Below are 26,122 nucleotides of genomic sequence, written 5' to 3' on the forward strand. Positions count from 1 at the left end.
CCGCAGAAAACTACAAGATTATGCAAAAATATATTTCTTTACTACTGCTCTCCTGCCTGATGGTGCTGCATGCGGCCGGGCAGCTACGGTATATTACCGGTACCGTGCAGGACTCCCTTACCCATAACGGCATTCCCAATGCGGTAGTACGGGTAAAAGGCAGCGATATACTCACGGCCACCAATGCACAGGGCCACTTCCGGTTGCAGGTGCCTGGCGGCAAACAGCTGCTGGAGGCCAACCGGGCCGGTTATACCGGCCAGACCATCGGTATCAGCAGCCAGCAAACAACAGTACATTTTCAATTAAGGATGCTGCAACCCCTGTTAAAAGAACGGGAACAAAACCGGATAGTGATGGAAGCCAGCCAGGATTCGCAAGTATATGGGAGCCGGGCCATCTCCAACGGTGCGCTGATGATGACCAAAAAAATGAGCCCGTCGCCCTATCCGCATACGCCGGTTTATAACACCGAAGACTATAGTCCTATCAATGAAAATATTTTCCATACCGCTACAGACCAACCCTTGAGCACCTTCAGTATTGATGTGGACCGGGCCTCCTACAGCAATATGCGCCGCTTTCTCAATAACGGAGAGCTGCCACCAGCCGATGCTGTCAGGGTGGAAGAGCTGATCAACTATTTTGATTATCGCTACCAGCCACCTACCGGCAAAGATCCGGTGGCTTTTTATACCGACATGGCGGTATGCCCCTGGGATACCAAACATCAGCTGGTACGCATTGCCCTGAAAAGCAAAGAGGTGGATACGAAAGACCTCCCACCTGCCAACCTGGTTTTTCTGATTGATGTATCCGGCTCTATGGACGCTCCCAATAAGCTGCCATTGGTAAAACGGGCATTCAAGGTACTGGCAGATCAATTGCGCCCGCAGGACAAGGTGGCCATTGTAGTCTATGCCGGTGCAGCCGGCACCGTGTTACCAGCTACCAGCGGTGCGGAAAAAAGTAAGATCCTGGAAGCATTGGATAACCTGCAGGCCGGCGGCTCTACAGCCGGTGGTGAAGGTATCCGGCTGGCCTATCGTATTGCCGGCGAAAACAAACAGAAAAACAGTAACAACCGGGTAATACTGGCAACAGATGGCGACTTCAATGTAGGCGCCTCCAGCGATGGTGAACTGGAAAAACTCATTACCCGTGAAAGACAGCAAGGCATTCAACTCTCTGTACTGGGATTTGGCATGGGCAACTACAAGGATAATAAACTGGAACTGCTGGCAGATAAAGGCAATGGTAATTATGCCTATATCGATAACTTCGAAGAAGCCCGCAGAACCTTTGTGACCGCATTTGGCGGTACACTCTTTACCGTGGCCGGAGATGTGAAATTACAGGTAGAATTTAACCCCACTTTCGTACAGGCTTACCGGTTAGTAGGTTATGAAAACCGGGTATTACAAAATGAAGATTTCAATAACGATCAGAAAGATGCCGGAGATATGGGCGTTGGCCATACGGTAACAGCCTTGTATGAGATTATTCCTACCGGTAAGGGAACACCGGCGGTCAGCTGGGTAGATCCGTTGAAATACCAGCAGGGTAAGCCTATTGGGAATACAACCGAAGTACTCACAGTAAAAATGCGTTACAAATTGCCAGGCGAAACCAGCAGCCGGTTGCTGCAACAGGTATTGCCCTATCGCCATCAGGTGATTACACAAATGCCGGCCGATTTCCGGATGGCCGCTGCAGCTGCTGCTTTCGGACAGTTATTGCGCCAGTCTCCCTTCAAAGGCACCGCCACCTACAGCGATGTATTGAACTGGGCTGGCACGGCCCGGGGCGACGATCCGGAAGGTTATCGGGCAGAATTCCTGCAGTTGGTGAAAAAAGCAGCCCTGCTGGATAAGGAGTAGTTCAACTAATTTTGGTAATTTGCCGGCTCAAAGAGGAAAGCTCATGATTATCAATTTAAGTGAAACTAATTCGCTGGTAGGAGAATGGCTAAGCGAGATAAGGAATGTGGATGTTCAGCAGGACCGTATGCGCTTCCGGCGTAATATGGAACGGTTGGGCGAAATAGCAGCATATGAAATCAGTAAAACGCTGGAGTACGAAGACAAGGAAATAACAACGCCGATGGGCATTGCTACCTGCCGCGTTTTAAAGGCACAGCCGGTACTGGCTACTATTTTACGCGCCGGCCTGGCATTGCACCAGGGTCTGCTCCACTATTTTGATAAAGCAGATCACGCTTTTATCTCAGCCTACCGTAAGCACAACCACGACGGTTCTTTCGATATCAGCCTGGAGTATGTGAGCAGCCCTTCCATTGAAGGACAGGTACTGATCCTTTCAGATCCCATGCTGGCCACCGGTTCTTCCCTGGTAAAAACCATCGAACACCTGGAGGAAATCGGTAAACCAAGTCATATTCACCTCGTGGTGGCTATTGCCTGCACAGTAGGTATCGAATATGTGTTGCGTAATACCAAAGCCAATCTCACCATTTGGGCAGGAGACATTGATGATGAACTCACCGCAAAAGGGTACATCGTTCCGGGACTCGGAGATGCCGGTGACCTGGCCTTTGGAAATAAATTACAACAATAGACACCTTTTTATCGTTTAACGAACGGCAACGGGCTTTTTTTGAATGAATCAGGCCGTTGTCGTTCGTTTTTTTTGTACCATATTTTTATTATACATAGTTTTAATTTGTGATATGATTAAATTGGTGTACCTTCACCACTAATGCATAAACCCTATGCTTTAAGCTTTATGTATATGAAAAGAGCTTTACTATTCTTGACCATACTCCTTTATTTTAATCCGCTTCGGGCACAGGATCCGCACTTTTCGCAATTCTTTGCCTCACCGCTTACGCTCAATCCGGCTTTTACAGGTTTATTCTCCGGCGACTTCCGTTTATCCGGCAACTACCGTTCCCAATGGCGCAGCATTTCTACGCCCTTTGTTACCGGTACAGCCGCTATGGACTTCGGTATCCTGAAGAATACAATTTCGTACACGGATATCTGGGGCGTAGGATTTATGGCGATGTATGACCGTAGTGGCGGAGGCGCATTAACGTCTACCTATCTCTCTTTCAGTACCGCCTACCACAAAGGGCTGGATCCCGAAGGGAATCATACCCTGGCCATTGGTTTACAGGGAACCCTGGTACAGAAACGGATAGATAACAGTAAACTGCGATTTGAAAACCAGATTGACAACAACGGATATAATCCACTGATTCCCAGCAACGAAACGCTGATTAATCCGAAGATCTCTTATTTTGATCCCAATATCGGGCTGCTGTATAACGGATTAATCGGTGAATCTGCGAATATTTACCTGGGAGCTTCCTATTATCATATCACCCAGCCGGTGGAATCTTTCATGAACGAAACCCAGAACAGGCTCAGTTCCCGCTGGACCATACACGGTGGCGGATCTGTTCCGGTAAATGGTAAAGATCGTTTCCACACCAGTATTCTTTACATGAAACAAAGTACGGCATCCGAATTTACTTTCGGCGGCGCCTATGGCTTTGCCCTCAGCGATATGGACGACAACCCGACTACCTTTTACCTGGGTAGCTGGTACCGGCTGAAAGATGCCTTCATTCCTTATGTAGGCCTGGAAATAAAAGGGTTTCAGGTAGGCCTCACCTACGATACCAACGTATCTACCCTGAAGCCGGCTTCCAATTACCGCGGAGGTCTTGAATTATCACTGATCTACATTCACACACGCAACGTCAACAATAAGTATAAAACACTTTGTCCGCGTTTCTAAACGCCGGCACAAAATTTACTGCACGCACAAAAGAAAAAGCTTCAAAAAACGTTCATGTATTAAACTGAACGTTTTTTTTATATCCATTTGTCAGGGATATTTTTAAGCCGGAACGGGGAAAAACGGATAATCCGCTCATCAGGATTCATTTTAAAATATTTTTGCCTTAGTTTCGTTCTTCCTACTATAACCAGGAGCTAAAACTAATTCTGTTACACTAAAACTATTCAGGCATTGTTTTCATTCAGAGAGGTACTGTCGGCCATTCAGTCGTACCGGAAAGCACACCAGTTCATTATGCAACACCAGTTGTGGAAATGGATACTGATACCCGGTATTATCTACTGCCTGTTGTTTTTTGCAGGCTTCTATTTCGTATGGGGATACTCCGGTGACTTTGTGGAATATTTCACCCGGTTACTGCATATCACTGAATGGGTACAGGAACTGGAAAGCAGCTGGGTAAGCTTTTTATTCCTGCTGGTCGCCTTTTCCGTCCGGATCATTTTTGTATTCTGGTACTTTTCCTATTTCAAATACCTGTTTCTCATATTAGCCTCTCCGGTATTCTCTTATCTGTCTGAAAAAACCGAAGCTATTCTGGAAAGAAGGGAGTTTCCTTTCAGCTGGTCACAACTGGCACAGGATATTATACGCGGCATTAAGATGTCTTTCCGCAATATTATTTATCAGACAGGCGCAATCCTGGTATTACTGGTGGTATCCTTTATACCTATCGTAGGGTGGATTACCCCCATGATCGGCTTCTTTATTGAATCTTACTTCTATGGCTGCTCTATGATGGATTATAGCTGCGAACGCCACAGGTTAAGTATGAAAGAGAGTATCCAGTTTATCCGGCAGCACCGGGGTATGGCCATCGGCAATGGCATGGTGTTTTACTTATTTATGCTGATCCCCATACTGGGCTGGATGCTGGCACCGTCTTATGCGGTGATTGCGGCTACAATTGATTTACAAAACAAAAGACTGATGTAATGAGTGCTATCGGCAAAGTGTACCTTGTTCCTACTGTGTTAAGCCCCGATGCCCTGTTTAGCATCCCGGCATATGTGACTGCCATTGTACAGCAGCTTACGGTTTTTTATGTAGAAAATGAACGTACTGCCCGGCGCTATCTGAAAGCACTGGACAGAAATATTAATATAGATGCCCTCCAGTTGTTGCTGATGAATGAGAATCAGCCACCGGATGTAACCCTGGCAAAAAAGCTATTAAAAGAAGGAAAGGATATCGGTATCCTGAGTGAAGCAGGATGCCCTGCCATCGCAGATCCGGGTCACCTGATAGTACAGGCGGCACACAGCATCGATGCCCCTGTTATTCCCATGATAGGCCCCAATTCCATGTTGCTGGCCCTGATGGCTTCCGGCATGAACGGACAAAACTTTCAGTTTGTCGGCTACCTGCCCATCAAACCACCGGAAAGAATCCGGTTCATCAAAGAGTTGGAACAGCAATCGCAGCAAAAGCAACAAACCCAGTTGTTCATCGAAACACCTTACCGCAATAACCAATTGCTGAAAGATATCCTGGATAACTGTAAAGACCATACGCAGCTTTGCATTGCCGCCGACATTACCGCACCGACTGAATATATCAAAACCAGAAGTGTCAAGGAATGGCGGAAAGCATTGCCGGAACTGCATAAGCGACCAGCGATCTTCCTGCTGTACGCCGGTTAGAAATTATATCCCATCCGCACCTTTACCGGATCTGTTCTCGGTACATGCTGATTGTACAGGAAGTCGAACAGCACCATCATGTTGCCTTTCATCTTGCTGCTAATCTTGTATTTCTTGCTGATTCCCAGTAAGGCGCTCTGTGTCCAGGGCTGCCCGGCGCCGTCGGCTAAAGTCGCATAGTTGGGCTGGTAGTTCTGTTCGTATCCGCCACTGAGGAAGAAGGTGCCTTTCAGCTTCCAGTCTACAAAAGACCGGATACCCATGCCCTGACTGGTAAACCGGATATTATCAAACCCGGTACCCATGCCCAGCTTGTAACTCATGCCTACACCCACACTCCCGTTTTTATGGAACTTATAGGCCACCTGACCAGCCAGATCGCTGGTGCTGGGGAAAAATTTATTGCTGCGCTGAAACTGTATATTGCTGCCAAACTCCAGCCGTTGCAGAAAACTTTTGGTTTTCATGTCGTTGGGTTTGAAATTGGGCATATCTGCTGCATTATCCAGGTCCGGGAATTTACTTTTCAACTCTTCAAACTTACTGCGGGCAGCTGCCATCTGCTGACTGACACCCGATCCGGCATTGGGACCACCACCGCCCAGCCGTTGCTGAATCAGCTGTTCTACCTGAGAACGGGTCTGTAGTCCTTCCAGGCTTTCCGGCGATGCGGAGCCACCTCCCTGCAGGTTAAACAGGCTGGCTATCTGTGAGTTCTTTTGGATAAAATCATTATAGGCCGGCACTTTTTTCAATATCTCCATCGCCTTCTTTTCGGCCTTCTTCCGGTCTTTGAATACCTCTTTGTATTCTTTTACCTGCTGGGCATAATAGTAGGCCTCTTTGTTCATCTTCTGCAGATCTTTGCCGAATCCGGAAAACTGACTCAGTTGTTCTTTCAGCTGTTGCTTACGTTCACGGATATACGCTTTAATCATCTCTGCCTCCTTCAACTTATCCTGCAGCGCCTGCACCTGTTTGGTAGCTCCTCCCAGTTTATCTTTCATCCCCTTTGCCTGCCCCAGCAGGTCGTTGGAACCTTTCAGAAAAGAGAGGGATTGCTGTAAAGAATCGATGTAGCCGTTGTAGCCACCGCCACCTACTAACGGTACTTTAGCCAGCTTGCCTTTCATCCGGGCTTTCATATTGCCCAGCGAGTCGATAGATCGGGTAAAGATATTCTTAGCCGCCAGGGAATCAATTTTCAACATTTTTTGCTGCATCCGTTTTTCCTGTGCCACAAAACGCGCCAGGGCTTTTTGCGAACGCTTGTCCAGCTGTTTATTCAATTGCCGGGTTTTGCTGTTGACTTCAGACAGGTATTTGGCCGGCAGTTTCTCTACCTGCTTCACAAGGCTGTCTTTACGCGCTAAGGCATGGTGCCCTGGGGATGTAATGGTGCTGTCCTGGGTTTGCTGCGCAACAGCAAAAAGTGTACAGTGACTGAGCAGGATAAATAGATACAGGTGACGCATAAATAAAGGGCTACTGCGGGGCAAATTACACAATAATTGCGAATAACCGCATTTACACAAAACCCTTATCACATAAGTATTACAGCAGATCAAGACAATAAAAAAAGAAAGGCCGCCTATCCAATGAATACTGCGATTCATTTACAGGCGGCCCTTCTTTTTCCGGGTTATCTTGTTTACTGATCCCGCTTATTCAGGTCCGTAATGGTGATAATACTATCTACAATAAAAGGACTATAGCCTCTCCAGGGAATAGCCCCGAGGTATTCTTTGTAATGCAGTTCCACAAATTTACCGCTGGCAGTCATCAGCTGCTGCGCCACCTTTTCATTGGCAACAGAAAACTGAAACTCATTGGATTGTATCGTGCCCGTCACCCGGCCTTTATAGCCCGACTGAATCAATTTTCCTTCATAGGTTTTAAACACATATCCCTTCTCCACAAAGTAATTCAGCTCTCCAGCCTTTACACCCTGTCCGAAAACGAAGTAATACTTATAAAAGAAAAACCCGCCTAATGCCAACAGGATAATGGTGATCACGATAAAAAGAAACCGGCCCATAAATAATATTTAATGATTGAAGATCAAAAGTACAGATCTGTCAGGTAAATAAAGCCGGCCATGCCAAAAGCACCCAGTTCCAGTTCCCGCTTGTTAACAGATTCGAATACATCACTTGCCGCGTGATGAATATCAAAATAACGTTGAGAGTCAGGAGAAAGTTCAGCAATCGGCGTACCTAACAGTGCCGCCAGCTGTCCTACATCTACCCCACCACCTTCTTCTTCAAAATCATAGATGCCATAAGGGGCAAACAGTGGTTTCCAACTGTACAGGAGAGCTTTCTTCGCATCATCCATGGTAGTGGTAAACCCACGGGGTGTAAAACCACCTGCATCGCTTTCCAGTGCCATGATGTGTTTCTCTTTGCGTGCCTTTGCTTCTTCCGCATACTTGCGGCCACCACGGGTACCATTTTCTTCATTCGCAAACAACACTACCCGCAAGGTACGCGTTGGTTTAATACCTGCCGCTTTAAAAGCCCGCAGCACCTCAATAGACTGCACGCAGCCGGCGCCGTCGTCATGTGCCCCTTCATTGATATCCCAGGAGTCCAGGTGGCCGCCTACGGTCAGGTACTGATCAGGATATTTGCTGCCGCGCAGCTCCGCAATCACGTTATGCCCGATGGTATCTGCCAGCATCTGGCAATTGGTGCGCAGAAATACTTTGGCGCTGGCATCGTCTTTTACGCGATGACTCAGCCGGTCCGCATCTTCCAGTCCGATGGCTACTGCCGGAATTTTCGGATAAGCCGGGTCGTAGCCCATAGCCCCGGTATGCGGGTGATTATCTGCCGCATGCGACATAGAGCGTACGATAACCGCCACTGCTCCATATCTGGCCGCTTTGCTCGCTCCCTGGCCCCGGTATTTCACGGCATCGCCATAAGAGTAAAAGGTTTTTATGAAAGTAGGTTTGAAATGATAGTTATAGAAAACGATCTTTCCTTTTACCTGGTCTTTTTTAGCTTCCAGGTCTTCAAAGGAGGCCACTTCCAGTACGGGGGCGGTAATACCCGCTTTGCCGGTACCTACCGAGTTGCCCAGCGCCAGTACATTCAAAGGCGGTACAGCATCCCGGCGGTTGGAGATAATACGGGCTTCTTCCCGTTCTCCCCGTACCCAGTGAGGTACTTTACATTCCTGCAGGTATACGGTGTCTGCACCCGCTGCCTGCAATGCTTTTACACCCCATTGTTCTGCTTTTACCATCTGCGGGGAGCCGGCCAGGCGGCCTCCGATTGTTTTCGTCAGTATTCTAAGGTTTTCGTAGGCGGTACTGTGGGTCAATACTTCATCAGCAATCCGCCGGAGTACCAGCGAATCCTGTTGTTGCGCTGTAACTGCCGCCGGCAGCGAACAGGCAAATAAAATTGGCAACAAATGTTTTTTCATGCAGCAGGTTTATGTTGAATAAAACTAATTAATTGGCAGTCGCGTTACAAATAACAAAAAAATAATCGGAAAGTAAAAGTCCCGGCCACCCCAGCCTGCGAAAACCGGTACCGTCACACCCCGGCGCAACTGGTTCGGGGGTTGGTTGCCATATGCCTGAAAAAGTTACCTTTGTTGATGCAAAACAGCCGGATGGCACCACGCGCTTACCGAAAGCAACCCTGAAAAGCAGGGTGTAATACCCGCTTACGGACACTTCTGCCGATTGCTGTTGCTTTTAAGTTTAAATAATAACACATGCGCATAGGAATAGTATGTTATCCTACTTACGGTGGTAGCGGCGTACTGGCAACAGAGCTGGGGAAAGCCCTGGCAGACAAAGGCCACATGGTACACTTCATCACCTATCAACAGCCGGTAAGGCTGAACGCTTTTCACGCTAATATATATTATCACGAGGTACAGGTACCGACCTACCCGCTTTTTGATTTTCCACCTTATGAGTCGGCCCTCAGCAGCACGATGGTAGATGTGATCATTAATCAGAAACTGGATCTCCTGCATGTACATTATGCCATCCCACACGCATCTACAGCCTATATGGCCAAACAGATCGTTAAGAAACAAGGCAGAACCGTACCTTTTATTACCACCCTTCACGGTACAGATATTACCCTGGTAGGCAAGGATAAAACCTATGCACCGGTAGTAACCTTCTCTATCAATGAGTCGGATGCGATTACAGCGGTTTCAGAAAACCTGCGGGACGAAACCTATAAATCTTTTCAGATAGAAAAAGATATCTCTGTTATCTACAACTTTGTGGATACCCAGCGTTTCAGCCGCCAGGAACTGCCTCATTTCAGAAAAGCCATTGCTCCCAACGGAGAAAAAATACTGCTGCACGTATCCAACTTCCGTAAAGTAAAACGGGTGCCGGATGTGGTGAAAGTATTTGCCCGTGTACGGGAGAAAATGCCGGCAAAACTGTTGCTGGTAGGCGATGGACCAGATCGTCCGATGATTGAGTGCCTGTGCCGGGAACTGAATTTATGTGAAGATGTACGTTTTGTGGGTAAACAGGAGCAGCTGGAAGACGTGATGTCTATCAGCGATTTGTTCCTGCTGCCATCAGATTATGAAAGCTTTGGTCTGGCAGCACTCGAAGCGATGGCTGCGCAGGTACCGGTTATTTCCTCCAATGCCGGCGGTTTACCTGAAATCAATATCCAGGGGCAAACCGGTTATATGAGCGATGTAGGAGATGTAGATGGTATGGCCGCACACGCCATTGCCCTGCTGGAAGATGAAGCCCTGCTGGCCAAAGTACGTAAAGGTGCGCTGGCTCAGGCCTTGCGTTTCCATATTGATAATATCATTCCGCAATACGAAGCGTTGTACGAAGAAGTATTACAAAAACAGGCACAGGCCGCGATTCTTTAACGACCACGTATCCATCTTTCCGGATTCTGTTTGGTCATGTTCCGGTATATCTGTAATTCTATCTCGCCGGTATTACTACCCGCGCCGGAAGCCGCGGCACCCAGTACCTGACCACGTTTTACAGACATTCCTTTACTTACGCGAACATCCACGAGCCGCACATAATTGGTAAAATATTTTCCATGGCGCAGGGTAACCATATATCCTGCGCCTGGTACCATAAATACCATAATTACTTCTCCCTCGAAGATAGCTTTTACAGCAGCGCCTTCACCGGTAGCAATGATTACCCCGTTGTGATCTACTTCAATTTTCCCTACCCTTCCGGCGCCGAAGTGCCCTGTGATGCGCCCTGCATCTACCGGCCATGGTAAACGGCCACGATTGGCTTCAAAATCACGCGACAGCGACAATGCTTCCGGCGTAGCAACCAGCACATCTTCATTGGATGTTTTTGCCGGTTCCGGCTCCTCTTCTTCTTTTTCCGGTACTTCCTTCTTCGGTTTGGGAACAGGTTTATTGGCTTTTTTAGCGGCAGCCAATGCCGCTCTTCTACGCGCCTCGGCCAGTTGGCGGCGTTTCAGTTCAGCGGCTTTTTTCCGGGCAAGCGCTTCAGCGGCTGCTTTTCTTTGTGCAGCTGCGATTTCCCGCCGGATGGCATCCTGAATAGCCTTATCTACCTGCCGGGCTTCTGCCTTGCTTTTATTGATGCTTTGCTGTAATTCCTGTTCCTGGTCTTTCAGCTGGGCAATCGTCTGATCGGTTTCTTTTTTATCTGCCAGCAGAGATACCTGTTCCTTTTTTTCTGTTTGCAGTACGCCTGCTTTCTGTGCCCGTTGTTCCTGCAGTACTACCAGTTTCTCGCCCAGCAGCGCTTTGGTAGACAGCAGATTTTCTGCCTGACGGCGGCGGTTCTCCCGATACTGACGTAAGTACTGGTACCGGCGGATGGCATCATTAAAGCTGGTGGCTGAAAAAAAGAAGTGCAGTACACTATAGGCGTCCTTCGTTTTATAGGCGTATACAATCAGCTGGGCATAACGGGCGCGTAATGAATCCACTTCCCGCTCCAGCGTTTGTACGTTATCGTTAGTATGGTGAATATCTCCGTCTATCTGGCTGATCTCCTGATTAATATTACTGATCAGGGCCGTGCGGGTGCTGATTTTTTGTTGTAGTTCCCGTTGCAGACCAATGTTTACACGGGCAGATTGTTGTACCTGGCGGAGGGATTTATTGGCTTCTTCAATCTCTTTCAACAGCTGCTGTTTGCGGTTTTCCAGTGTCGCGCGCGATGGTTTATTACCTCGTTGTGCATATAACAACGCAGGCAATAGCCAGAGAGCCATCAAAAGAGGGATCAACTTTCTCAAAAAAAATGCATTTGGTTAGTAAGCGTAAGGCCGGTACGGTGCTACCGGGTAATGGCTGTTATGCCTGAACAACAGGTATGTTAACAATGGCGGTTGTTCAGGCATAATAGCTGCCGGTATATCATGACGGCCTTATAAAAATTATCTTCTGCGTATCCACTGCTCAGGATTCTGTTTGGTAACCCCTTTCCAGATCTGCAGTTCCACCTCTCCGGTATTTTCAATATCGTTGACGCTGGCGGTACCAATTACCTGGCCCGTTTTCACATTATCCCCTTTCTTCACGCGGGTAGTCTGCAAACGTACATAGGTAGTAAAGTATTGTCCATGGCGTATAATGATCACATATCCTGAGCCAGGCATTACCACAACGGATTTCACTTCTCCGTCGAAAATGGATTTAACCGCGCCGCCTTTGTTGGTGGCAATGACAATACCATCGGAAGGTACCTGGATATGTTCCATTACCGCATGCTGGTGAATACCAAAATGTTCAATGATATTACCGGCATCCACAGGCCATGGCAGTTTACCACGGTTAGCCTCAAAGCTTTCAGATAAAGCCAGGGCTTCCGGTGTAGCTTCCAGTACGTTTTCACTGCGGGTAACGGGTTTCTCCGGTTCCGGTGCAGGCGTTGGTTTTACCGGAGCAGGTGCTGGTTTTTCCGGTGGTGGAGCAGGTGTATTGTTATTATTGGCATTGTTGGCAGCGGCAGCAGCGGCTCTTGCTTTTTCAGCAGCGGCGGCAGCAGCTTTCCGGGCCTCTTCTTCTCTCTTGCGTTTTTCTTCTGCTGCTTTACGACGTGCCGCTTCTTCCTCTATTGCCTTACGTCTGGCTTCTTCAATCTCCCGACGGATTACTGCACGGATGGCCGCCTGTACTTTCAAGGCGTCTTTCTTACGCTGATTGATATCGGTCACCAGTTCCTTCTCTCTTCCTTTTAGTTTGTAGAGCACTTCGTCCTTTTCCTTTTTATCTACTTCCAGTGTGGCACGTTGCTCCTGCTCTGTTTTCAGGGCGTCGGAACGTCTTACCCGCTGTGATTCCAGGCTTTGGATTTTCTGGTTCAGCTGATCCTGTGTGCTGATAATATTATCGGCCTGACGGCGGCGGTATTCCCGATATTGCTTTAGATACTGAAAACGTTTTACGGCATCATTAAAATTCTGTGCAGAAAAAACAAAATTCAGCATGTCGTAGGAAGAACGGTTCTTGTAGGCGTAGATAATCAGTTGTGCATATTGCGCCTTTAAGGTATCCAGGTCTTTCTGCAGGGTTTTTACATCGCGGTAGGCGGTATTGATATCTCCGTTGATAAAGTTAATTTCTTCATTGATGTTGTTGATAAGCCGGGTACGCAGCGTGATCTTATCACGCAGGGCGCGTAATTGCCCCAGGCTCTCCCGGGTCGATTTTTTGGTAAGATTCAGCTGTTCGTTGGCCTCCTCTATTTCTTTTTGCAGTTCCTTTTTCCTGCGCTCCAGTTCTTCCCGTGACTGTTGCTGCTGGCTACTTTGTGCCACCAATATTGTTGGTATCAACCATACAATCAACATGAACGGGATAATCTTCTTCAAATACAACATGACTATATTTAGTAACTGCAAGTTAAATATCAGGTTCCGGTTTATAAACGCTAAATATACAACGTTTATTAGTTTAATGAAGATGACATTTGTGTAAATGCCGGGTTACATACGTTTATAGCTGGAAGGCGTATTAAACGGAAAAGTAAGCGGTACATCAAAGTCGTATCTGGTGAAGTCCAGGGCTACTTTGGTCACCCCTTTTTCTTCAATGAAAATACGGCGGGTGGTCGGAAATTTACGGCCGGCTGCCTTCGCATAGTCGCCATAGGTGAGTTCGCAGGAGCGTTGGTTTCCCGTATTATCTTTATCCATTACTTTACTTTGCTGTAAGCCAAAGTCATCTGCAAATACATTGAATAAGCTAACGAATTTGGTATGATCACAGCTAAAGGAGATAATGCTGGGCGTTTTTACGACCTGGTATATCGAATCCGTCAGATATATCGGATTCCCAATCAACATTTCCTGTAAGGTGTTGAAGTCAAACGGAATATTCAGCAAGGCTTCTGCATCGGACGTCTTCCGCAGGATCAGTTGTTTTTCCAGGCGGTTATATAGTTTCAGGCTATCCGGTGTTATCACGGCACGTATCACTTCATCTACAATAGGGGCGCTGACAGATATCCAGATAATACTGTCTTTTTTCATCCGGATGGTAGCCGTCAGGTTATTATGACTTCTTTTTTCATCTTCAAACCCCAGCCTCACTCTGCCGGAGAAGGTATTAAATGCAATATGGTTACTTTTTATTCCCTGTAACATGGCGGATGTAAACTTTGCCAGTTCTTCCGCAGAGGAAGTATCCCGTATTACGCCGCCTCTGCTTGTATCTGCAGCAGGAAAGGTGTTACGTGCCAGTTTCTTCGGGTGTCTGCAGGCCACCATTGCCATACTGACGGTAAATATTAAAAGTGTGACTACAATTACTCTTTTCATGTTAGCTTTTAGCGTTGGGCATTCAGCTCAGACCATCAGCAGCCGGTATGTTCAGGATACCAGCGGCTAAAAAGCCAAACGCCTATTGAATGTATCTTTTTTCAGCGATCTTACGAACCAGGTCAACAGAGGAAGCTCCTTTATCTTTCGCCTGTTGCCAGTACTCCACCGCTTTTGCTACTTCTTTCAGATTAAACAGTATATCTCCGTAGTGTTCCAGCACATTCGGGTCTTGCTGGGCTGCCGGATATTGCAGGGCTTTCTCGATCCATTGCCGCGCTTCTTCGAACTTATCCTGCCGGAAAAGAATCCAGGCATAGGTATCCATGTAGGTTGGACTTTCCGGTTCAATCTCGAGTGATCGCCTGGACATTTCCGCTGCCCTATCAAGATTCTCGCCTCGCAAAGACAGGTAATAGCTGTAATTATTCAGTACCAGCGCATCTTTCGGACGCAGCAGCAAAGCCCTTTCATAACTGCTGTCCGACTGTTGATGCTGACCGGTGGCATGATAGGCATCTCCCAAAAGAGAAAAAATATCACCCATAAATTTTTTCTCCGGGCTACCCGTTTCCATCGCTTTGTTCAATGCACCGATAGCGGCCGGATATTGTTGTAACAGAAATGCAGCTACTCCCTTAAAGTAGTAGCCCATAAATTCTTTCGGGAATTTTTCTGTCACGGTATTGCTCAGTGCGAGTAAAGCGTTGGGATCTTCCTTACGAGAATAAATCCACATCAGCTGATACCATACGGAAAAACGGCTGCTATCGAGGCTGAGCGCCTGGGTATAGCTTTGCCGCGCACTATCCAGCATGTCTGCCTGAGAAAACATATCTCCCCGCAGGGCATATGCTTTGGCATCTTTCGGATGCGCCCTGATAATCAGATCTGTCAGCTCCAGCCCTTCATCCAGCTTGGTTTTATCCACATCCATCATTTGCAGGTATGGATATACATACGCTACTTTTTCATCGATGCTGTACAAGGGATTGGCGAAAGCTCTGGTCAGGTAGTTCCGATAGGTAACCATATCCTTTTGCTGCCGGGCATAAGAGGCCAGTGCAATCAATGCCCGGGCATTATCCGGATCTTTCTGCAGGATGGTATTATACACCGCTGCGGCGTCTTTGATGCGGTCGTTGGCATCATATATTTCGGCCAGCAGATAATAATAGCGTATTTCCCGGGGAGACTGGTCAATGAGTTTCTGTATTTCTGCAGCCGCTTCATCTACCATACTCATTTTCAGGAGTAATTTCTGTTTTTGGTAGATGAGTTCTTCCACCACACCTGCTTTGCTTTCCAGCTGATCAAATGCCGCCAGTGAAGACGCAGGTTTGTTGGCCTTCCCCAATAATATGGCCTTGTTGTACAGGTAATCTTCGTTATCGGGGTAGCGGTTGGTTAATCCCTCAAATATCATCGCTGCGCTGTCGTATCTTTCATTTACAGCATAAGCGTCGGCGAGGGTTACCTGAAACCAGTGGTTGTCAGCATCTATAGCTACTGCCCGACGGGCAAAAATGAGGGCATTGCCAGGGCTTTGCACCTCCATAAACAGGCGCGCCAGTTCATAATAAACCGTCGCATTTTTTCTGTTCAGCCGTAAATAGTCGGAATACTGGGTGATAGCAGTACGATAATCGCCCAGCATTTTGGAACGCTGCGCAGCGAAAAAAAGACTGTCTGCCCGCTGTTCCAATACAGCAGGATCTTTAATGGTAGTACCTTTCTGCGAAGCAATTTGTTTGGCACCGCTGCATGCTCCCATCAAAAAAAATCCCGCCAGCCCTATAACGGTGAAGTATATCCGCATTTATCAGGATTTACCGGTGTGTCCGAAACCACCGGTGCCCCGTACTGTCTCAGACAATACAGCTACCGGCTCCATTACTACCTGTACAAAAGGAGCAATGACCATTTGTGCAACCCGGTCTGCCGGGTGTATGGTTTGCGGTTCGTTGGACAAGTTAATCACGATCAATTTAATTTCTCCTCTGTAATCTGCATCTATCGTGCCAGGCGTATTCAGCAATGTGATACCCTGTTTGATGGCTAATCCGCTACGTGGGCGTATCTGCGCCTCGTAACCTGCCGGCAGCTCAATAAACAAACCGGTGGGTATCAATGTCCTTTCCAGTGGCTGCAGGGTTACCGCTGTTTCCAGGTGTGCCCGCAAATCCATCCCTGCCGCATCTGCTGTTGCATAAGCCGGCAATTCATTATCCGACTTATTAATGATTTTCACAATTATATCCGCCATTGGACAAAGATATTTTAAATAATGAATTACGAATTAAGATTTAAAAATTATACCTCTTGCGGAAAGGCATGGGTATAGCTTTTTAATCCTGCGCTGTAACCGCGTTATTTTACTGCGCCATTTTTTCCAGTAAAACAGTGGCATAAGCCATCACGCCTTCTTCCCGTCCGACAAAGCCCATTTGCTCTGTAGTGGTAGCTTTGATGGATACATCCTCCACTGTCACCCGCAATATTCCGGCAATGATGGCCTGCATCTGCGGCACATATGGCTTGATCTTCGGCGCCTGTAAACAAAGCGTACTATCGATATTCACAACCTGGTACCCTTTTTCGCCAATCAGTTGGGCACAGCGGGCCAGCAGTATTTTACTGTCTATATTTTTATAGGTATTGTCGGTATCCGGAAAGTGTACGCCTATGTCTCCCAGGGCCAAAGCGCCCAACATGGCATCGCAAACGGCATGCAGTAATACATCCGCATCACTGTGTCCTAATGCTCCTTTATGATGAGGCACCAGTACGCCTCCCAGCCAGAAATCACGTCCTTCTACCAGCTGATGAAAATCTATCCCCTGTCCAATACGTATCCTACTCATATAAAAAAAGTTTAATCATTTCGCCAATGCGCAAGGTAAGCCAATAAATATAAAAATCCCCCCCGCTATATGGCGGGGGGGATGGGGTGTTGTATTATTTGTAAGCCGGCCAGGGGCTGCCTGATCACTACAACGGTAGCGCCAGGCCCATATCAAACCGGCAGCATTATCTTTTACCAGCCTGTCCGGCTCTCGTCTCTGCTACCCAGGTCGAAGGTCAGGGTAAACCTAAGGGTGTTGGACAACGGATTCCGTTGGATACCTGAACCCGAAGGCACCAGGTAAGACACGTTCAGACCGTATATATCATACTTTACACCGATACCGGCTGTAAAGTATTTACGATTGCCTTTATTTTTATTTTCATTGAAGTAACCGGCTCTCACTGCGAAGAGCTGACTATACCAATATTCCATCCCTACAGAATACATCAGCTCCTGTAATTCTTCTTTAAATCCACCGGGGGCATCTCCGAAAGAAGAGAACATACCTTCCAGGGAACTTTTGTTTTTGTAGGTGCCGTTACTATCCGGCGTAGGTACCAGTAATTTATTGACATCCAGGGCAAAGGTGAGCTGATTATTCTCGTCCAGCGCCATGGTATAAGCTGCTCCCAGACCAAGGTTCGTTGGTAAAAAATCTTTGTTCTGTGCAGAACTGGTATAGGAAATTTTAGTACCAATATTGGTGATGGCTACGCCCAGGTTCAGTTTATTGGCCAGCCCATCATCTTTCTCAAAATCTTTGGTATAGAAGGCAGAAATGTCTGCGGCAAAAGCTTTACCGGGTTTTATTGTTACGTTATTCACAGATTGTCCGCCGGCCAGGTTGGAGTAAATATAACGGCCGGTCAGTCCTACTGCAAAATGATCAGACAGTCTGCGGGAATAACCTGCATCCAGGGCAAACTCCCGCGGATGGAAATCTCCGATGGATTGACCTGTAACATTCGTAAAATTGATGGTACCCAGGGAGAAGTAACGCAATGATGCGGATACTGCCTGGAATTCATCCAGCTGTGTGTAACCACTTACAGTAGCCAGGAATACATCATTCACCAGTTCTTTTAACCAGGGCGTATAGGTAGCCGAAATCCTGGTTTTTGTATCTGCGAAAGGTAGTTTGGCCAGGTTCCAGTAGATGGAGTTTGCATCCGGAGCGGTGGCCACCCCTACATCTCCCATAGCGCCGCTGCGGGCATCCGGGGTAATTCTCAGGAAAGGGACTGCAGTGTTAATAGTATTCGTACGGCCATCAAGCTGACCAGGAGAGTCTATCTGAGCTGAGGTTTCAAAACTGGTGAAAGTGCCGTAAATGAACACAAGGCCCATTGTTAACTTTCGGATCATGCAGAATTCGGATTTGATAAGGATGTAAAAATAATTTTATTTATCAATATAAAACAGAAAGGGGTTAATAGGAAATTACGGCACACTACTTCTTTCATGCATAGGTCAAAACAATACCAATTTACCGCCCTTTACCCTCGTTTTGCCACTACTAATATTCGTTATCGTTAGTCTGTAAATATATAATCCTGGTGACATTTTAGCTCCCGAGTCACCACGTCCATCCCAAGGCATGCCATCAAAACGGCCGGAAGCTGATATTATTGTGTGACGAATTATTTTTACCTGGCGTCCTTCTAAGGTAAATATCTGCAACGTTAATTGCAAGGATGCTTCCTGTTGGTTGTGCAGGAAAGTAAAACGTGTTCCATCATGAAACGGATTAGGATAGTTTCCTACTTCCTCTACTGCCAGCTCTCCGGGTGTTGCCACCTTAAAGTAAACGGTGACCGTGGCGGCATTATTGTAGGTGTCCCATGCCTTAATAGTAATACTATGTGTTCCTGCAGCTATTCCCTGTAACGGAAAACGTACCACCCCTCTTCTATAGCTGTTCAAAGATGCTTCAAAATAATCATTTAACACAAAATATTCTGTCCCGTCCAGTATAGCCACCATCAGATGTTCCCGGTTGTTGCCGGAAATATTAAGGCCGCTGCTGTCTGCCAGTTCCACTATCAGCAACGGATCATTACCAACAATATCACCATTTTGAAAACTGTATTTATCCAGCCATACGCTGATGCCCGGCCCGGTTATATCTGCCGGCGGATACCCGGCCATACCACCGGTTGTAAAGTGATCAAAAAAACCATTGCCATCCCGCTGTCCATCGGAAGCATAATAACTGATTTTCCCTTTTCCGCTGCCAGCTGCCAGATCTGCCGGCGCTATAAAATCAAGGGTAAACTGTCCGCCGGTAATCGTTTGTGTTCCCCGGAACAGCACCTGCTGCTGCAACGTATAGGCGGCAGCTTTACTCCGGGGATCGTTGCCCCGCGTGTGTAAGGTGGCCGGTTTATCAAAGATCGTGGTATACAGGGTACCTTCATAACGCGGCAGGGGGTTACCCTGTACGTCTGCCAGATGCCCTTTCAGGGTATAATGCATCAGGCCCTGCAAGGTATCCGGACTCACTGCTATAGCTTTACCATTGATGGAATCTGTAATTACCCGGTATGCCGGAAAAGCCAGCGTTAAAGCCGGATCGCCGAGCAACTGGAATTTCCGGTTATTGATAATATCACCGGAGCTGCTATAGGTCATATTCTTCGCCAGCATCGCAGCAGTGCCCAGCGCCGGTAAAGTACCATCTGCCTGTGGTGTAAAGGCGGCCTTCATATAGTTGCTGTTCATCACCTGGTTGGCATAGGAAAATACCGCCCGGGTGGTGGTCATCAGGGCAATAGCTCCGCCGCGATGTTGCAGCAATACCTTGTGGCCGATGGAGGTAATGCCTGGATCATCAAACGGTTCAAAATCGCAGGTGGCCGTAATAAACAGCGGTAATTTGTTTTCATTTTGCCAGTACGGCAGATTGCCGGCATCCAGCACGGTTTCTTCCGCCAGCCGGGCATTACTTCCATGTCCGGTATAGTTGAATATCAGCGAACCTTTATTGATCCGGGTATCGATGGCCTTATTCACTTCCGGCGCCCGGCTGCCTGCATTGGTAGCTGTTTGCGGATAGGCGTCGAGGTAAATCTTATCTATATCTGCGGGGTAGCGGCTTTTCGTAATAATCCGGCTCATGGCTTCTGCCGCATCAAAATGTATATTATCATCTTCATCATCTGCCACCAGGGTTACCTGATTCCGCCATGGGCCTAAAGTTGCCGGTTGTCCGTACCGGATAATTTTATCCACTGCCAGGGCAGCTTCTGCCACATCCCTTGCCGGAATACGGCCCATACCGATGTCCAGCAAATTAGGGATATCCACACGGGTAATATCATCCTGGTCGTCCAGCAGCCCGAAAAAGTCATCTGATACATAGGAGCGTATCGCATCCAGGGAGGCTTCACTTTGCCAGGAAGGCACCATATTGCTATGCTGCCGGGTGCGCTGACGATAATCGTAGGAGGCGGCCCCCAACAACAGCAGGTAACGGGGAGCAGGTCCCCGGTCGTAAAACATTTTTACATAATCGCGGATGGCTGCAGGATCCGGAGCACCGGCGGCAAACTCCTGATAGATCTTATCTACTGTGGTCACCAATACTGTCAGTTGCTCGCGGGAGCGGTGCCAGGCCGCCAGCCTTTCTGCCTGTCCCTGCAAGGCGGTGGTTGTAACAATCAGCATATCAGCCGGGCCTGTACCATGCAGGTCCTGGTTAGCTACCGGCCCGGCTACTACCGGCAATTGTGCGGCGCTGCTGTTAAAGGCCACATATTCGCGCAGCTGATCCTGTTTTCCATTGAACACCAGGGAGTCGCCCTGTTGTTTAAAATGAACCGCCACCGGGTGTAAAGGATCGGTTACCTCCCACACCTGCGTGTGTGCCTGTACGTTATGCAGTGTATAGGTAGCAGGCAAAGCACCGGTTGTATAATGGCTGTCCCGGAACAGCAGCATCCCCGCAGCGGGTAAGGTAAGCCGGCAGCGGGCCTGTATTTCCAGGTAGTCCAGCCATCCACGGGCATTCACATCTCCCGGTTCAAAGGCAGCAGTTACCTGCAATGCCTGCCCGGCAACGGCTACGGAGCCTGCGCCCGTAGCTGCTGTGGCCACGCCTTCAAATATATTACCGGTTACCGGTAACAGATAAATGCCGCCGGCAGCCGTACCATTAACAGAGATATTAAAATTGCTGCCGGAGCCACCGCGGGCAGCGGCGCGGAATTGCACGGTTACCGGGCCTGCCGGAGGCGCCGGTAGTGTAAAAGCATACGATTGCTGCAGCCCGGCCACTTTGCCGAACTCCGGCCCCCACCATTGTTTACCGCTGTTGAGGAAGTTGAGGCTGTCGCGCTCATAAAAGGTGAGGTAATCAAATGTATGCACCGGGGTACCGGGTACGATCCGGGCAGTATCTTGTTTTATCCGCAGGCCAGGGGCATCGGTATTCAGAAAGTACCAGGCCGTATCGCTATACAGGTGTTTTTGGTGATGGAAGGTTTTGAAGCTGTTGTCGAAATCCCAGTGGTCTACGCCAGGCGCGTAAAATAAGAGATAGTCGTTGCCATCGAGGTAGCCATCGCCGCCATCGGCAATATACAAGGCCGTTTCCGGCAGGTCGTCATAACGGTCAGACCTATTTGCTTCCGGCAACATCCGGCCACCGCTTCCAAATAACCGGATATGCGCAGCGGGTACCTCCCGGGTATTGATACCCAGTTGCTGCAGCAGCGGTACATCTATTTTATAGATCCCGGCGGCACTTACCGCCAGCTTATGCCAGCTGCCGGTTGCCAGTACGGAGTGTGCTTTATAGGACCGTTGGCCTGTCTGTGCGCAGGTAAGATGGTATACCAGCAAAAAAACGGATAGCGGTAATAGGAAAATACCATTGAGTTTCATTATCTTAATCCCCCGGATTATCACGAACGCAAATGTAGCAGCGACGGCTGCTGCGCGCACGAATGGCAGCAAATTACAAATTAATTTTTTTCGCCATAAAATAAAAAAGAGTACATTTGCGTTTACTGTAAATATAATCGACTAAAGCTGTATCGCATGCGTAGATTAACCTCTTTATCATTGCTCGTAGGTACCAGCGTAATGCTATCCATGAGTGCCTGTAACAAGGGCGGCGGGGGACTTTTCGGAAAAAAGAAAGAAGCATCTTCTGCTACCGGCTGGAGCTATAACGACCCGAAGATGGGCGGTTTCAGCGTAGCCAAGAATAAAGACCAACAAACCGGTCCGGGCCTGGTGTTTGTACAAGGTGGTACATTTGCCATGGGCGCCACTGAGCAGGATGTAATGGGCGACTGGAACAACATTCCGCGTCGTATTACAGTATCCTCTTTCTACATTGACGAGTCCGAAGTTGCCAACGTACATTACCGGGAATATCTTTACTGGCTGGCCCGTGTTTACAACGAGTCCTTCCCTGATGTTTACCGCAATGCTTTACCGGATACCCTGGTATGGCGTAGTGAACTGGCGTACAACGAACCGCTGGTAGAATATTACTTCCGCCACCCGGCCTATAACGACTATCCGGTAGTAGGTGTGACCTGGAAACAGGCTGCTGACTATTGTAAATGGCGTTCTAACCGTGTGAACGAAAAACTGCTGATGGACAAAGGTCTGCTTTCCAAAGCGGATGTTACCAACCAGTCAGACGACAACACTTTCGATACCAAATCTTATTCTGCCGGCCTGTACGAAGGTACGCCTGGCAAAATGTCCAAAGGCACCAAAGACCAGTTTAAGAATGCCGACGGAACGCCTCGTAACGCCATCTTTGAAGATGGTATCATGTTACCGGCTTACCGCCTGCCAACAGAAGCTGAGTGGGAATATGCCGCACTGGGCTATGTAGGCCAGAACCCGGGCCCTTCCAAAAAAGAAGGCAAACACGGGGAAGAGCTGATCATGAACAAACAGGTATACTCCTGGGGTACCAACACCAGTGGTTTACGTGATATCCGCAGAGGTAACTGGCAGGGACAATTCCTCGCCAACTTCAAACGCGGTTCCGGTGATAACATGGGTGTGGCCGGTGGTCTGAATGACCGTGCGTCTATCCCGGGTCCGATCCGCTCCTTCTTCCCGAACACATTCGGTATCTATAATATGTCCGGTAACGTTTCTGAGTGGGTACTCGACGTGTACAGACCATTGAACCCAATCGACGGGGAAGACTTCAACTACTTCCGTGGTAACAAATTCCAGACTGTTTATCAGAACGAAAACAAGGAGTTTGAAAAAGACAGCCTGGGTGGTCTGAAAATGCGTGATGTGACCGACGAAGAAAGTGCTAACCGCCTGAACTACCAGAAAGGGGATGTAATCAACTACCTGGATGGTGACTCGATGTCGCAGGTAGAATATGGTTATGCCATCACTACCCTGATTAACGACAAATCACACGTGATCAAAGGTGGTAGCTGGAACGACCGTGCTTACTGGCTTTCTCCGGGTACACGCCGTTACATGCAGGAAGACATGGCCACCAACACCGTAGGTTTCCGTTGCGCCATGGACCGTGTAGGTAGCCCTGAAGGTAACAAGTTCAAAACAGGTAACCTGTTCAAGAAACAAAGACAAAAACGATAATCAGTTATCCATAAAAAAATACCCCCTCGCCATATGGTGAGGGGGTATTTTTTTTATGGATAATACCATCATTATTTCCAGCGCTCCAGTATCTCTTCTGTATGATTTTTGGTATCCGGTTTCTTAATGATGTGGGCAATTACGCCGTTTTCATCAATCAGAAAAGTAGTACGGAATATACCATCATACGTCTTACCCATCATTTGTTTCTCTCCGAATACACCATACTGGTTCACGATGGTTTTATCTTCATCTGCCAGCAGGGTAAAAGGTAATTCGTATTTCTCTATAAACTTCTGGTGACTTTGTTCGCTGTCGGTACTCACGCCTACGACTGCATATCCTTTTTTCAGCAATGCCGTGTAGTTATCCCGCAGATTGCAGGCCTGGGTAGTACATCCCGGTGTCATATCCTTAGGATAAAAATACAGGATCACCCGTTTTCCTTTCAGATCGGTTAATGACAGGGTTTTACCATGCTGGTCTTTCCCTTTGAACACCGGCGCTTTATCGCCTTCTTTTAATGCTGCCATATAATAACTTTTAGATATGAATAATGGATATTGTCAATTTGTGAAGAGAATAATTTCTATCGCTTGAAAGAGAACCGGTATACACCTTCATTACCCGCTGCATCTTTTGCTTTCAGCACCAGGGAATGTGTACCTGCCGGACAATTTTCGTCAAACGTATAGGTCAGCACGTTACCCCTGCGGGAGAAAAGCAACCATTTACCATCCAGCTCTGCGCGGTAGCTTTTTATACCACTGGCATCATTGATGGCAAAAGATAATTTGGTAGCCTTGGCCAGATTCGCACCGGGCTTTACGCCTACTGGTGTTATTTTGGGCGCAACGGTATCAATTTCCAGGTGGAAGTTACCGAAATCCCGGAAGGTGCCTTTATACCAGCCATTTTCCAGGGTGGTGCCGGAAACACTGCTCCCCTGTCCTTCCCGTACCATCACCATTTTAGACTGCAGGTATTCCGGTACATTACGCAGGGCGCGCAGCCGTACGGAGAAATAATCATGCACGGGTATCAATGCGGTATGCAGGCGATACGTATTAGAGTAATCTTTAGCACTGGTAGCCGGAATCTCCTGGTAATTAAAACAGATCTTATCATACAGGGCCTGTTCATCCAGGAAAAATTCGACCTGATTGTTTTCAAAAATATTGCGGGAAGCCGGATACATGGTATTGGCACATACCTTCTCTCCCTGTTCTTCACCGGACTGCTGCAGCGCCAGTTTTACCGTTGAGGTATTGCCGTAGGCATCTTTTACCAGCAGCTTTACATCATGCACGGCGCCATCGCCCAGATAAATGGTACCATCACCTTTCAGCTCCCGGTAGATGTCCAGTTCATTGCCGGGTACGGAAAACAACAGCTGTAAGTAAGGGCCACCGCCTTTCTTTACTTTATAGTCAATATGTGCGTTCAGGTAACGGGTTTCTTCATACCCGATGTTATCCAGCTGGAAGTCAATATCCGGCACACCATTGTTCAGCAGGGTAACTTCGTATATGCCGTAGGTGTTGGGTACATTGTTCATGCGGTCTATCGCATTCAGGCCCAGCCCGGCTTTAGCAGCTTTCACCTTTATAACCGGCTGTGTGGTCACATAGCTTTCCCCTATTTTTTTTACCGGCACCATTAAAGGCTGTTGCTCATAGATACTTTTCTCCCGGTCATATATCGCAATGCGAAAGATTTCCGGAGCGCGGGTATCCTCAATATTAAAGCCGAAAAGCAACGGATTTAACGGCTTTTCGGTAGCGGTATTTCTGATTTCGAAGTGCAGGTGAGGACCCGCAGAACCACCCGTGTTACCGCTCCAGGCAATGAAGTCACCTTTCTTCACGGGAAACATGCCAGCAGGAATCGTCAGATCGCTGGCCCAGCTTTCCGCCTTATATTGCTGCTGTTTCACATATTGCTGCAATGCCGGGAAAAAGCTGTTCAGGTGGGCGTATACAGTCGTGTAGCCATTAGGGTGAGTCACATATAACACATTACCGAAACCGGTATGCGACACCCCTATCCTGCTCACATAACCCTCTGCTGCTGCATGCACGGCCAGGTTCTCCCGTTGCTGGGTTTTAATATCCATGCCGGAATGAAAATGATTCGGTCTTAGTTCACCAAAATTGCCTGCCAGTTCAATAGGAACAGCCAGCGGGTTTCTGAAATAACCTTGCGGATAATTTTTTTCAGGAATGGATTGTGCCTGCAACAAATGCGGTAGTAAGCAAAATAAACCAATAACTCTCTTCATAATATGCAAATGTAGGGAAAACCGCCTATCAGACATTCCCCTGTATTTTCCGGATGTAAACAATACTGCAGATCCGTTTTACCCGGCTTCGCCGGATGATAAACATAGCGTGATAGCCAATCTACAGCTATTGTTCCATAAAATGTCGCGGCCA

20 protein-coding genes are annotated in these 26,122 nt (G+C 47.8%); 7 read left to right on the plus strand and 13 right to left on the minus strand.

Annotated elements, in window-relative coordinates; genetic code table 11:
* Positions 1 to 20 precede the first annotated feature (20 nt).
* The 5 genes from OL444_RS00770 to OL444_RS00790 all read left to right on the plus strand — a co-directional run bounded on the left by OL444_RS00770 (position 21) and on the right by OL444_RS00790 (position 5,471).
* Complete coding sequence (locus OL444_RS00770) at positions 21 to 1,880, plus strand: YfbK domain-containing protein (RefSeq protein WP_264735158.1); 1,860 nt, start codon at positions 21 to 23, stop codon at positions 1,878 to 1,880.
* Between the two features lie 43 nt (positions 1,881 to 1,923).
* Positions 1,924 to 2,577, plus strand: coding sequence for a uracil phosphoribosyltransferase (gene upp, locus OL444_RS00775; protein WP_264735157.1), 654 nt, complete (start codon positions 1,924 to 1,926; stop codon positions 2,575 to 2,577).
* A 174-nt stretch (positions 2,578 to 2,751) separates the two neighbouring features.
* Positions 2,752 to 3,765 (plus strand): PorP/SprF family type IX secretion system membrane protein, encoded by a 1,014-nt coding sequence (locus tag OL444_RS00780; protein WP_264735156.1) that lies wholly within the window; start codon positions 2,752 to 2,754, stop codon positions 3,763 to 3,765.
* A gap of 234 nt (positions 3,766 to 3,999) precedes the next feature.
* Positions 4,000 to 4,764, plus strand: coding sequence for an EI24 domain-containing protein (locus OL444_RS00785; RefSeq protein ID WP_264735155.1), 765 nt, complete (start codon positions 4,000 to 4,002; stop codon positions 4,762 to 4,764).
* Positions 4,764 to 5,471, plus strand: coding sequence for an SAM-dependent methyltransferase (locus OL444_RS00790; RefSeq protein ID WP_264735154.1), 708 nt, complete (start codon positions 4,764 to 4,766; stop codon positions 5,469 to 5,471). Before OL444_RS00785 ends, OL444_RS00790 begins: the two co-directional genes overlap by 1 nt.
* Here OL444_RS00790 and OL444_RS00795 read toward each other — a convergent pair.
* From OL444_RS00795 to OL444_RS00805, 3 genes are all read right to left on the minus strand, one after another.
* The gene (locus OL444_RS00795) at positions 5,468 to 6,823 is read right to left on the minus strand and encodes a hypothetical protein (RefSeq protein WP_264735153.1); all 1,356 of its coding nucleotides are present in this window, start codon (positions 6,821 to 6,823) and stop codon (positions 5,468 to 5,470) included. The two genes, OL444_RS00790 and OL444_RS00795, sit on opposite strands and share 4 nt — an antisense overlap.
* Positions 6,824 to 7,122: 299 nt before the next feature.
* Positions 7,123 to 7,509, minus strand: a complete 387-nt coding sequence (locus tag OL444_RS00800) for a hypothetical protein (RefSeq protein WP_264735152.1) — start codon at positions 7,507 to 7,509, stop codon at positions 7,123 to 7,125.
* 23 nt (positions 7,510 to 7,532) lie between these two features.
* The gene (locus OL444_RS00805) at positions 7,533 to 8,906 is read right to left on the minus strand and encodes a M20/M25/M40 family metallo-hydrolase (RefSeq protein WP_264735151.1); all 1,374 of its coding nucleotides are present in this window, start codon (positions 8,904 to 8,906) and stop codon (positions 7,533 to 7,535) included.
* A gap of 297 nt (positions 8,907 to 9,203) precedes the next feature.
* Between OL444_RS00805 and bshA the strand changes: the two genes are divergently transcribed.
* Positions 9,204 to 10,349: an N-acetyl-alpha-D-glucosaminyl L-malate synthase BshA gene (gene bshA / locus OL444_RS00810; RefSeq protein WP_264735150.1), complete on the plus strand. Its 1,146-nt coding sequence runs from the start codon at positions 9,204 to 9,206 to the stop codon at positions 10,347 to 10,349.
* Here the strand turns inward: bshA and OL444_RS00815 are convergent.
* From OL444_RS00815 to porU, 8 genes are all read right to left on the minus strand, one after another.
* On the minus strand, positions 10,346 to 11,698 hold the full coding sequence (locus OL444_RS00815) for a murein hydrolase activator EnvC family protein (RefSeq protein WP_264751998.1): 1,353 nt from the start codon (positions 11,696 to 11,698) through the stop codon (positions 10,346 to 10,348). The genes bshA and OL444_RS00815 overlap by 4 nt on opposite strands.
* A gap of 165 nt (positions 11,699 to 11,863) precedes the next feature.
* On the minus strand, positions 11,864 to 13,300 hold the full coding sequence (locus OL444_RS00820) for a murein hydrolase activator EnvC family protein (RefSeq protein WP_264735148.1): 1,437 nt from the start codon (positions 13,298 to 13,300) through the stop codon (positions 11,864 to 11,866).
* A gap of 114 nt (positions 13,301 to 13,414) precedes the next feature.
* Entirely contained in the window at positions 13,415 to 14,248 is an 834-nt protein-coding gene (gene lolB1, locus OL444_RS00825) for a lipoprotein insertase outer membrane protein LolB1 (protein ID WP_264735147.1), read from the minus strand.
* Between the two features lie 82 nt (positions 14,249 to 14,330).
* The gene (locus OL444_RS00830) at positions 14,331 to 16,067 is read right to left on the minus strand and encodes a tetratricopeptide repeat protein (protein WP_264735146.1); all 1,737 of its coding nucleotides are present in this window, start codon (positions 16,065 to 16,067) and stop codon (positions 14,331 to 14,333) included.
* Positions 16,068 to 16,070: 3 nt separating this feature from the next.
* Positions 16,071 to 16,514 (minus strand): dUTP diphosphatase, encoded by a 444-nt coding sequence (gene dut / locus OL444_RS00835; protein WP_264735145.1) that lies wholly within the window; start codon positions 16,512 to 16,514, stop codon positions 16,071 to 16,073.
* A 109-nt stretch (positions 16,515 to 16,623) separates the two neighbouring features.
* Positions 16,624 to 17,112 (minus strand): 2-C-methyl-D-erythritol 2,4-cyclodiphosphate synthase, encoded by a 489-nt coding sequence (gene ispF / locus OL444_RS00840; RefSeq protein ID WP_264735144.1) that lies wholly within the window; start codon positions 17,110 to 17,112, stop codon positions 16,624 to 16,626.
* 173 nt (positions 17,113 to 17,285) lie between these two features.
* Entirely contained in the window at positions 17,286 to 18,461 is a 1,176-nt protein-coding gene (gene porV / locus OL444_RS00845; RefSeq protein ID WP_264735143.1) for a type IX secretion system outer membrane channel protein PorV, read from the minus strand.
* A gap of 105 nt (positions 18,462 to 18,566) precedes the next feature.
* Entirely contained in the window at positions 18,567 to 21,980 is a 3,414-nt protein-coding gene (gene porU, locus OL444_RS00850; RefSeq protein WP_264735142.1) for a type IX secretion system sortase PorU, read from the minus strand.
* A 156-nt stretch (positions 21,981 to 22,136) separates the two neighbouring features.
* Between porU and OL444_RS00855 the strand changes: the two genes are divergently transcribed.
* Complete coding sequence (locus OL444_RS00855) at positions 22,137 to 23,687, plus strand: SUMF1/EgtB/PvdO family nonheme iron enzyme (RefSeq protein ID WP_264735141.1); 1,551 nt, start codon at positions 22,137 to 22,139, stop codon at positions 23,685 to 23,687.
* Positions 23,688 to 23,758: 71 nt separating this feature from the next.
* Here OL444_RS00855 and bcp read toward each other — a convergent pair whose 3' ends face one another.
* Positions 23,759 to 24,220 carry a thioredoxin-dependent thiol peroxidase gene (gene bcp, locus OL444_RS00860; protein ID WP_264735140.1) on the minus strand — a complete coding sequence of 154 codons (462 nt, stop codon included), beginning with the start codon at positions 24,218 to 24,220 and terminating at the stop codon, positions 23,759 to 23,761.
* A 56-nt stretch (positions 24,221 to 24,276) separates the two neighbouring features.
* Complete coding sequence (locus OL444_RS00865) at positions 24,277 to 25,968, minus strand: M23 family metallopeptidase (RefSeq protein WP_264735139.1); 1,692 nt, start codon at positions 25,966 to 25,968, stop codon at positions 24,277 to 24,279.
* Positions 25,969 to 26,122: the final 154 nt, after the last annotated feature.

It is taken from the genome of Chitinophaga nivalis (assembly GCF_025989125.1).
Lineage (GTDB): Bacteria > Bacteroidota > Bacteroidia > Chitinophagales > Chitinophagaceae > Chitinophaga > Chitinophaga nivalis.

Coding starts and splice junctions, on each gene's coding strand:
- dut (WP_264735145.1), bottom strand. CDS start 16,514: ATGGCGGATATAATTGTGAAAATCATTAATAAGTCGGATAATGAATTG.
- OL444_RS00830 (WP_264735146.1), bottom strand. CDS start 16,067: ATGCGGATATACTTCACCGTTATAGGGCTGGCGGGATTTTTTTTGATG.
- upp (WP_264735157.1), top strand. CDS start 1,924: ATGATTATCAATTTAAGTGAAACTAATTCGCTGGTAGGAGAATGGCTA.
- OL444_RS00855 (WP_264735141.1), top strand. CDS start 22,137: ATGCGTAGATTAACCTCTTTATCATTGCTCGTAGGTACCAGCGTAATG.
- OL444_RS00815 (WP_264751998.1), bottom strand. CDS start 11,698: ATGGCTCTCTGGCTATTGCCTGCGTTGTTATATGCACAACGAGGTAAT.
- ispF (WP_264735144.1), bottom strand. CDS start 17,112: ATGAGTAGGATACGTATTGGACAGGGGATAGATTTTCATCAGCTGGTA.
- OL444_RS00770 (WP_264735158.1), top strand. CDS start 21: ATGCAAAAATATATTTCTTTACTACTGCTCTCCTGCCTGATGGTGCTG.
- porV (WP_264735143.1), bottom strand. CDS start 18,461: ATGATCCGAAAGTTAACAATGGGCCTTGTGTTCATTTACGGCACTTTC.
- lolB1 (WP_264735147.1), bottom strand. CDS start 14,248: ATGAAAAGAGTAATTGTAGTCACACTTTTAATATTTACCGTCAGTATG.
- bcp (WP_264735140.1), bottom strand. CDS start 24,220: ATGGCAGCATTAAAAGAAGGCGATAAAGCGCCGGTGTTCAAAGGGAAA.
- OL444_RS00865 (WP_264735139.1), bottom strand. CDS start 25,968: ATGAAGAGAGTTATTGGTTTATTTTGCTTACTACCGCATTTGTTGCAG.
- OL444_RS00800 (WP_264735152.1), bottom strand. CDS start 7,509: ATGGGCCGGTTTCTTTTTATCGTGATCACCATTATCCTGTTGGCATTA.
- bshA (WP_264735150.1), top strand. CDS start 9,204: ATGCGCATAGGAATAGTATGTTATCCTACTTACGGTGGTAGCGGCGTA.
- OL444_RS00790 (WP_264735154.1), top strand. CDS start 4,764: ATGAGTGCTATCGGCAAAGTGTACCTTGTTCCTACTGTGTTAAGCCCC.
- porU (WP_264735142.1), bottom strand. CDS start 21,980: ATGAAACTCAATGGTATTTTCCTATTACCGCTATCCGTTTTTTTGCTG.
- OL444_RS00780 (WP_264735156.1), top strand. CDS start 2,752: ATGAAAAGAGCTTTACTATTCTTGACCATACTCCTTTATTTTAATCCG.
- OL444_RS00805 (WP_264735151.1), bottom strand. CDS start 8,906: ATGAAAAAACATTTGTTGCCAATTTTATTTGCCTGTTCGCTGCCGGCG.